The sequence below is a fragment of the uncultured Thiodictyon sp. genome (assembly GCF_903946935.1).
Classification (GTDB): domain Bacteria; phylum Pseudomonadota; class Gammaproteobacteria; order Chromatiales; family Chromatiaceae; genus Thiodictyon.
In genome coordinates, this window is sequence record NZ_CAJAXH010000108.1 from 20,712 (window position 1) to 29,295 (window position 8,584).

The 8,584-nt window shown below is 64.4% G+C and carries 6 protein-coding genes; 4 read left to right on the forward strand and 2 right to left on the reverse strand.

The genetic code is table 11. The features are described from left to right. Entirely contained in the window at positions 1–2,784 is a 2,784-nt protein-coding gene (locus QZX93_RS09695) for an SNF2-related protein (protein WP_295391546.1), read from the forward strand. 92 nt (positions 2,785–2,876) lie between these two features. Here the strand turns inward: QZX93_RS09695 and corA are convergent, their stop codons facing one another. Next, positions 2,877–3,815 (reverse strand): magnesium/cobalt transporter CorA, encoded by a 939-nt coding sequence (gene corA, locus QZX93_RS09700; RefSeq protein ID WP_295391548.1) that lies wholly within the window; start codon positions 3,813–3,815, stop codon positions 2,877–2,879. Between the two features lie 172 nt (positions 3,816–3,987). Between corA and QZX93_RS09705 the strand changes: the two genes are divergently transcribed. From QZX93_RS09705 to QZX93_RS09715, 3 genes are read left to right on the forward strand one after another with little or no spacing between them, the layout of a single operon-like run. Beyond that, positions 3,988–4,641: a Uma2 family endonuclease gene (locus QZX93_RS09705; RefSeq protein ID WP_295391549.1), complete on the forward strand. Its 654-nt coding sequence runs from the start codon at positions 3,988–3,990 to the stop codon at positions 4,639–4,641. Between the two features lie 41 nt (positions 4,642–4,682). Further along, the gene (locus tag QZX93_RS09710) at positions 4,683–5,936 is read left to right on the forward strand and encodes a GTPase (protein ID WP_295391551.1); all 1,254 of its coding nucleotides are present in this window, start codon (positions 4,683–4,685) and stop codon (positions 5,934–5,936) included. Position 5,937: 1 nt separating this feature from the next. After that, on the forward strand, positions 5,938–7,470 hold the full coding sequence (locus QZX93_RS09715) for a GTPase (RefSeq protein ID WP_295391553.1): 1,533 nt from the start codon (positions 5,938–5,940) through the stop codon (positions 7,468–7,470). A gap of 101 nt (positions 7,471–7,571) precedes the next feature. Here the strand turns inward: QZX93_RS09715 and QZX93_RS09720 are convergent, their stop codons facing one another. Continuing rightward, the gene (locus QZX93_RS09720) at positions 7,572–8,435 is read right to left on the reverse strand and encodes a GGDEF domain-containing protein (protein WP_295391555.1); all 864 of its coding nucleotides are present in this window, start codon (positions 8,433–8,435) and stop codon (positions 7,572–7,574) included. Between the last annotated feature and the right edge of the window lie 149 nt (positions 8,436–8,584).

The following is an 8,584-nucleotide window of genomic DNA, read 5'->3' on the forward strand; positions in this document are numbered from 1 at the left end:
TTGGAAGCTCAAACCGAACCCCAGTTTCAACCCGGCGAACGGATACTCCACCACGAGTACGGACAAGGTGTCGTCCTTGACGCCGTTCGCGATGGTTACCTGCGTGCCTTTTTCAGTGCCGGCGAGCGCCGCGTTCCGGTTGGATCAGTGCGCCGCCAGCTTACGCGTACGGAACGTATCCTGCGCGCCGTGGCAGGCGGCGCAGATCGAGCCCAGAAGGCGTGGCTCACCTACGAGGCCCATGCGCTGCCGGTGATGGAAAGCGCCTCGGCCCTGACCTGCGCCCGGATCGACCTGCTCCCGCACCAAGTGGTGTTGACCCACCGGATCGCCACCGCCTTCCCCCGACGCTACCTGATTGCAGACGAGGTGGGCCTGGGCAAGACCATCGAGACCGCGCTGATCCTGCGGGAGCTGGCCAGCCGCGGAGAACTGGTCCGGGCGCTGATGGTGGTTCCCGCGGGATTGGTGAACAATTGGCATCGAGAGCTCAACGACGTCTTCAATCTGGACTTTGAGGTCTTCGGTTCCGAGGGCGACATCACCGACCGCAAGACCAACGCCTTCGCCAAACACGACCGGCTGATCGCCAGCATTGACACCCTGAAACGCCCCGCCCGCATCAAGCGACTGCTGGACGCCCCCCGCTGGGACCTGGTGGTGTTCGATGAGGCGCACCATCTGGCCGCCTACCGGATGGGCGGCAAGGTTCGCAAGACCGAGAACTATAAGCTGGCCGAGGCGCTGAAGGATCACTCGCGCGACCTGATGCTGCTCTCCGCCACACCCCACCAGGGCAACCACTTTCAGTTCTGGATGCTGGCCCAACTCCTGAACCCGACGCTGTTTGGCAGCCCGGAGGAGATGCTCGAAAACCGGCATCGCCTGAACACCGTCATGTTCCGGCGGACCAAGGCCGACGCTTGTCAACCGGACGGTTCACCGCTGTTCGCGCGCCGCTGGGTCCATACCGAATCCTTCCTGATGGGCGCTCAGGAACGCCTCTTTTACGAACAACTGCGCGAGTACCTGCAGGACGGCTTCGATCTCGCGCGCCGCCAGGGCAACAAGGGCCGTGCCCTGGGCTTTCTGATGGCCATCTTCCAGAAGATTGCGGCCTCCAGTTTCGCCGCCGTGCGCCGGACCCTGAAGCGCCGTCTGTTAATGCTCACGCTACACGAGGCCCTTCTGCGCGACAAGGACCTCGACATTGAGGGCCGGGAGCGCCTGCTCAATGAGGCCCGTGAGCTCATCCATGTGGAGTTCGGGATCACGCGCGATGCCATCGGCCGCAGCGAGGTGGATCGTGTGCTGGCCGATCTGAAGTACCGGTTGGTCAAGAAGCTGGACGAGGATGCGCTGGAAATGGCCTCCGACCCCTACGGCAGTGAATACACGGCGACTCATGCCGAGGAGGCGGCATCCGCGGTGGTGGACCTGCATCTGCCCGAGGAGCGGATGCGCATCGGCGACCTGCTGCGGATTTTCCCGCAGCAGCGTGAGACCAAGGCACAAAAACTGCTCGACGGCCTGGGGACCCTGTGGCGGCAGAACCCGGACGAGAAGATTGTCGTATTCGCAACCTATCTGGGCACGGTGGACCTGATCGCCAGCGAGATCGACCAGACCTTCCCGGGCCAGGGCGTGGCGGTGCTGCGCGGCGGCGATCACGGGGCCAAGGTGGCAGCCGAGCGCCGCTTCCGCCAGAAAGACGGACCACGCGTCCTGGTCTGTACTGCGGCGGGGCGTGAGGGCATTAACCTGCAATTCGCCCGCATCCTGTTCAATTTTGATCTGCCATGGAACCCCATGGACGTGGAGCAGCGGATCGGTCGCATCCACCGCTATGGTCAGAACTCCACTGCGCAGGTCTACAACCTGGTACTGTCGGACACCATTGAGGGCCGCATCTTCCTGCTGCTGGATGAAAAGCTGACGGAAATTGCGCGCACAGTCGGCAAGGTGGACGATCAGGGCAACATTGCCGAGGACCTGCGGGCACAAATCCTGGGCCAGCTCTCCGAGCGGCTCAACTACGACCGCCTGTATCAGGAGGCCCTGTCCGATCCTGAGCTTAAGCGCACCCAGGTGGAGCTTGAGGCCGCCCTGTCGAACTCGCGCGAGGCGCGAGCGGTGGTATTCGATCTGTTCCAGGACCTTGACGGCTTCAGTTTGGACGACTACAAGCCCTTCTCCGACGTCTCGTCGAGCCTGGAACGGCTGGTCAGGTTCCTGTCCGCTGCGGTTCTGGATCGGGGGCACCGGCTGGTCAAGGTCGACGATGAGACCTATGACTTAGTGAAGGCCGGGGGTACGCACCGCGTCAGGTTCACGCTGAATCGTGACCTTGCCACCGACCGGGACGACTTGGAGCTGATGGGGCTGGATCACCCCTTGGTGCAAGAAGAGCTGGGCCGCTGGCGGAGCCAGCCGCCTGAGGAGATCGGTATCGCCGTGGCGGGTGATCTGGACTCAACGGTGTTGCTGTCGCTGTGGATGGTCGAGACATCCGCCGGTCGTGGAGAGCGCCGGGTCTTCATCCAGCCAATCGCGCTGAAGCGGGACGGCACCCGGGTTCCAGCGGTCGAGCGCCAGTGCGAAACCTGGCTGCTCGCCACGGACACCTCGCCGACATTGCAGCCGGATGAGCGGAGCGACCTGTTCACGCGTATCGTTGAGCCGACCCTGCAACGAGAGCTCAGGCACAAGGGCGCGGCGAATGGCGATGGCAGCTACTCGGCAGAACTCATTGGCTATGTCGAAATCGCGGCTGTTAGGCCATGACCCATCTCATTCCGCCCTGGTCCGCCCGGGCGACGATCAGGTGTTGACCGATGCGATCGAGCGGCGGGTATTGCGGGCAAGCGGGTTGATGACTACAACCACCCCTTGCGCTTGAAATAGGCGATCGGCAGCACGGCCGAGATCGCCATGAGCAGCAGCGAGAAGGGGTAGCCGTACTCCCAGTTCAATTCCGGCATGTGCTGATAGTTCATGCCGTAGATGCTGGCGATCAGGGTCGGCGGCAGGAAGGCGGTGGCGGCCACCGAGAAGATCTTGATGATCTTATTCTGCTCGATGTTGATGAAGCCCTGGGCCGCCTGGAGCAGGAAGGTGACCTTCTCGAACAGATAATTGTTGTGCGGCAGCAGTGCGTCGATCTCGGAGAGCAGATATTTCATCCGTTTGGCGCAGGGCTTGGACGCCTGGGCGCTGCGCCACACGAAGGCCAGGTCGCGGCGCGCGTCCATCAGGCAGAGGCGGACCTTACCATTGAGGTTCTCATGGCCCGCCAGGCGCTCCAGGGCCTCCCCCAGGTCCGCGTCCGGGTCCTCCAGTACACGGTAACTGGTCTGCTCCAGGTCGCGATAGAGTTCCTGTAGGGTATCGCCCAAGTCCTGCACCGTGGTCTCGAACAGTCCGGCCAGGAGTCCGGTGGGCTCTTTCAGCAGTTCGGGCCGGCGGCGCACCCGGATGCGCATCAGGCGGATCGCGGGTACGTCCCGGTCATGGATGGTGATCAGGCGCTCCCGGGTACAGATCACATTGACGCTGGTGTTCTCCGGGCGCCCCTCCACCCGGTGCAGGAAGAGGGTGGAGAGGTGGATGCCCTGCTCGTCCATGTAGGTCTGGGTGCTGGCCTCGATCTCGTCCGCGTCGTCGTCATCCGGCAGTTGGTGGGGGACCAGGGAGCGGATCAGCGCGTATTCCTCATCGGTGGGCTCGGCCGCGTCGATCCAGGCGGCCTCAAGCAGGCGCTCCGGGTCATCGATGACCTCGGTCATCTGGTCTTGGATTCTGTAGGCAAATAGCACTGGTGCTCTCCAACCGTGATCGCTCAAGGTCCCACGGCCCGGGTGCCCGCGGTCCAATCAGGTCCGGGCCGGCGGCGCGTGCGCGACCTCGCCCGTCCTGGGGCGGCATCTTACACAGAGCCCGGGCAAGGCGTCGGCTTTGCTTTGTGCTAGGCTCCGCGATGCATCCCGCTTGAACCCCATTCCCAACCGCGAGGGCGATCCCATGGCCGCCACTGCCGCCAGACTCCTCACCCCGACTGCTGCGCCGGACCCCGCCTTGGTTGACCAACGGGTCCGGTTCAGCGGCGTCGCCTGGGGCGATTACCAGCGACTCCTCGACTTGCGCGGCGAACGCGCGGTGCCACGCCTGACCTATCTCGAAGGGGAGTTGGAGCTGATGTCGCCATCCGTTGAACACGAGGGCCTGAAGACCCGCCTGGGGCGCCTGATCGAGTTCTACGCCGGCCTTAGCGGTATCGCGCTGGAAGGCTTCGGTTCCTGGACGCTGCGCTGCGAGCAACAACAACGGGGTGCCGAGGCCGACGAGTGCTATCTGGTCGGCCCGTTGACCAGTCCCCCGACACTGCCGGACTTCGCCATCGAGGTGGTCTGGACCCATGGAGGACTCGATAAGCTCCCGGTTTATCGCGGGCTCGGCGTGCCCGAGGTCTGGATTTGGCAAGATGGCCGCCTGCGATTCTATGCCCTGGGGGAGGACGGCTATCGGGCCGCCGCCCGCAGTCGCTTCCTTCCCGCTTTGGACCCACGCCTGATCCAGGACTGCATGGGCGCCCCCAGCCAGACCGAGGCGCTCGATTTGCTGCGCCGCCGCTTGGGCCTCTGAGCGGAGCAACCCGTGATGGCCATCCTTGACCCGAGGTGCGCGTGAATCAGACCCAGGATCCCAAGCAGCGCTGGTATCAGGATTGGCGCGGACTGCGCGAGCGGTTGCTGCACCCGCGGGTGGACGACGCGGCCTTGGAGACCGCACTGCGCCGGGCGCGGGAGCGTCAACCCCTGCCGGTCATCTGGCTGGTCGGCAAGGCCCAGGCCGGCAAGACCTCCATCATCCGCGCCCTGACCGGGAGTCCCAACGCCGAGATCGGCACCGGCTTTCGGCCCTGCACCCGCACCGCCCGGTTCTACGACTTCCCGTCCGAGGCCCCGCTGGTGCGCTTTCTCGACACCCGCGGTCTTGGCGAGGTGGCCTACGACCCGACCGAGGACATCCGCTATTGCGAGTCCCAGGCCCATCTGGTGCTGGGGGTGATGAAGGCGAGCGATCTCAACCAGGAGTCGATCTTCACGGTCCTGGGCGCGGTGCGCCGTCGCCACCCGCACTGGCCGGTCCTCATCGCCCAGACCGGTCTGCATGAGGCCTATCCGCCGGACGCCGGGCACCTCCGGCCTTATCCCTATGACCGGCAGCCCTGGCCCCCCGCGGTGCCACCCGATCTGGTCCGCGCGCTGCTCGCGCAACGCGAGGCCCTGGGGGCGCTGCCCGGGGCGTCGCCGGCGCAGTGGGTGCCGGTCGACCTGACCCTGCCGGAGGACGGACTGGAGCCGGCCAATTACGGGTTGGAGGCCCTGTGGGCGGCGATCGGGGAGGTCTCGACCCTGGGGCTGAAGGCGCTACTGTGCGCCGATGCGGGGGTGCGCGACACCTTCGCCCGCGCGGCCCACCCACACATCGTCGGTCACGCGACGGCGGCGGCCGCGGTCGGCGCCCTGCCGTTGGTGGACCTGGTCGCGGTGCCGGCGGTGCAGGCCAAGCTGCTGCACAGCCTGGCGGCCATCTATGGTCAGGGTTGGGGCGGGCGTGAGGTGTCCGAGTTTCTGGGCTTCCTGGGGGTGGGGGTGGGCGTGAGTTATCTGACGCGTTTCGTCGGTCGGGAGTTGGTCAAGCTCGTCCCCTATCTGGGTCAGACCCTGGGGGCCGTCTGGGGTGCGACGGCCAGCGGGGCGACCACCTTTGCCCTGGGCAAGGCCGCCTGCTACTACTTTGGCCGCCGTCGGCTGGGCGAGCGGATCGATCCGGGGACCCTGCGACGCATCTACTCCGAGGCCCTGGTAACCGGCACCCGCTTGATCACGAGCAACACCACCGCCGGGGCGACGAAAAGCGGAAAGGCCGACTGACATGTTGACCCGCGCCGACCGTCTGCGCCTGATTGCCCTGCTGCTGTGGGCCATGCCGGTGGCGGCGCTGCTGCCGCTGGGGCTGCTGTGGCTGTGGCGTAGCGGCAACCTCCCGTGGTGGTTGGCCGGCATGGTGGCGTGCAGCGCCGCGGGCTATGGTTTCCAGTTCTGGCTGCGTCGGCGCGACGGGCGCCTGCTGGCCGGCGCCCAGACCGCCCCCGATCCGCAATGGCCGCCGCGCTCCCAGAGCGCCTGGGACGCCATCGAGTCGATGGCCCAAGGGGTTAGACCGGAGGACTGGCCGCTCACCGACAATCCCCGGCTCCCGGACCTGGGGCGTGAGGCATTGGAAACGGTGGCGCGCATCTATCACCCGGCGGTCGAGCGGCCACTGCTGGAGCTGACCCTGCCGCACCTGCTCCTGATCGTCGAACGCGCCGCCCGTGACCTGCGCACTGAGGTCGCCGGGCAACTTCCGCTCAGCCACCGGCTGACCCTGGGCGACCTGATGCGCGCCTATCGCTGGAAGGCGACCGCGGGGCGGCTGCTCGACCTGTACCGGGCCGGCCGGCTGGTCTTCAACCCGGCCGGTGCGGTCTTGAGCGAGGCCTGGGAGCGGCTGCGCCGCCAGTCATTCGGGGCCGCCTGGTCCGACCTGCACCGCTGGCTGCTCCAGGAGTACATCCGCAAGGTCGGCTATTACGCCATCGAGCTCTATAGCGGGCGCCTGACCCTCAGCGACGACGCCGACACCACGGTCACGCCGGCCTCCCGGGAGGACCTGGAGCAGGCCGCGACCGTTGCGGCGGAGCTGGCCGCCGAGCCATTACGGATCCTGGTCCTGGGCCGCGCCAATGCCGGCAAGTCGAGTCTGATCAATGCACTCTTCGGCCAACTGACGGTCCCGGCGGACGTGCTGCCGGACCTGGATGGGACCGTTGCACCCTATCGGCTGGAGCACGCTGGACTCACCGCCGCGCTGGTCTTCGACACCCCGGGCTGCGACACCGCCGCCCTGCCCCCCAAGGCGCTGGACCGGTTGGCGACCAGCGCGGACCTGGTGCTCTGGGTTACCGCCGCCAACCGGGCGGATCGCCAGGTGGAGCGGGAGACGCTGGACCGGTTGCGTACACTCTGGGCCGCCCGGGCGGATCACCACCCGCCGCCGCTGCTCATCGCAGTCAGCCACATCGACCTGCTGCGCCCGCCGCGCGACTGGCAGCCGCCTTATGACCTCACCAATCCCCAGGGGCCGAAGGCGACCAACATCCGCGCCGCACTCCAGGCGGTGGCGGAGGACTTGGCCGTGCCGTTGGCCGATGCGATCCCAGTGTGTTTGGCCGAGGGGCGCGTCTATAACGTCGCCGACACGCTGTGGGCCGCCCTGCTGGAGCGCCAGGGTGCGGCCGACCGGGTGCGCCTGCTGCGCTGCCTGGATGAGCACAAACGCGCAGAGGACTGGGCGCTGCTGCGCCAGCAACTGTCCAGCACCGGGCGCTTTCTGGCGCGGGTGTCGGGGCGGTTGCTGCCGTGAGAAATCTTCTCGTGACACCGCTCAAGCGGTGTCACGCCGGTGTCCGGCGCTCCGCGCCGGGAGCGCCGATGGCCGGAGCGATGATCAAGGCCCCGTTGGCGTTAGCCGGCATAAACTGAATAACGGATTGCATTTTTCTCGTTTTTCTTTACTGCGTACATCAGGTCGTCTGCCATTTTAATGAGCTCATTGGCGGTGTTTGGTGTGGCATTGAATGTGACTACGCCGATCGAAAATGTCACAGGCCAATTGTTCTTTAACATCTCGTTCAGTAGCCCTCGTTGGATTTTTGACAGCGCAATTTGCGCAGCCCTTTGGTCGGTTTCCGGGAACAGGATTGCGAATTCGTCGCCACCCAGCCGTGCCACAATATCTGTTTTCCGCAATTCCTTCCTGGTCTGCGTCACTACGGTGTTAAGCACTCGGTCGCCCGTGCTGTGGCCAAACTGGTCATTGACGGCCTTGAAATTATCAAGATCGACATAGGCTAGGGTAAAAGGCTGCCGATATCTTTGAAAAAGATTTATTTCCGCTTGCAGTAGCTCGTAGAAGAAGTCAACGCTGGCGGCGCCGGTCAAGCGATCAATGCGGGATAAGATCCGTTCATGTTCAAGTGCTTTTTTCAGTTCAACCAAGAGCAGTGTGACGATAATAAAAAAGCCAAATCGAATGGCCGAGTTCCAAAAATAGATGATCGTTTCTGAGTAATGATTTCCAGATAAGACGTCGGCGCTGAGCCAGGCGCCAGCGCTGGCGATCGACGCGGCAATCCCGTATCGCTTTCCAGCAAACCAGGCAAGCAAGGAGACGGGGACCAAATAGAATAGTGAAAAGGAAAGCTCATATCCTGTTACGACGTCGACAAAGCCTAATACGATGATGAGTGTGGCGCCCGTTATCGCCCAGAATACTTTGCTTATTTTTTCAAGGTGTTCCACTGTTTTCGTTAGCGATACGTACTTCATATTTTTGCAGTCTAGTACCGCAGGATGAAAATCCTAATACCGTTTCTGAAGAGCGCGTTGTAAGATGCAAACTTCGTGATCTACTCTGGTTTTTTCGATGCCCTTGCTTCGTCCTGCGCCTGTCCTCGTAACCGATCGCGAGCGTCAAC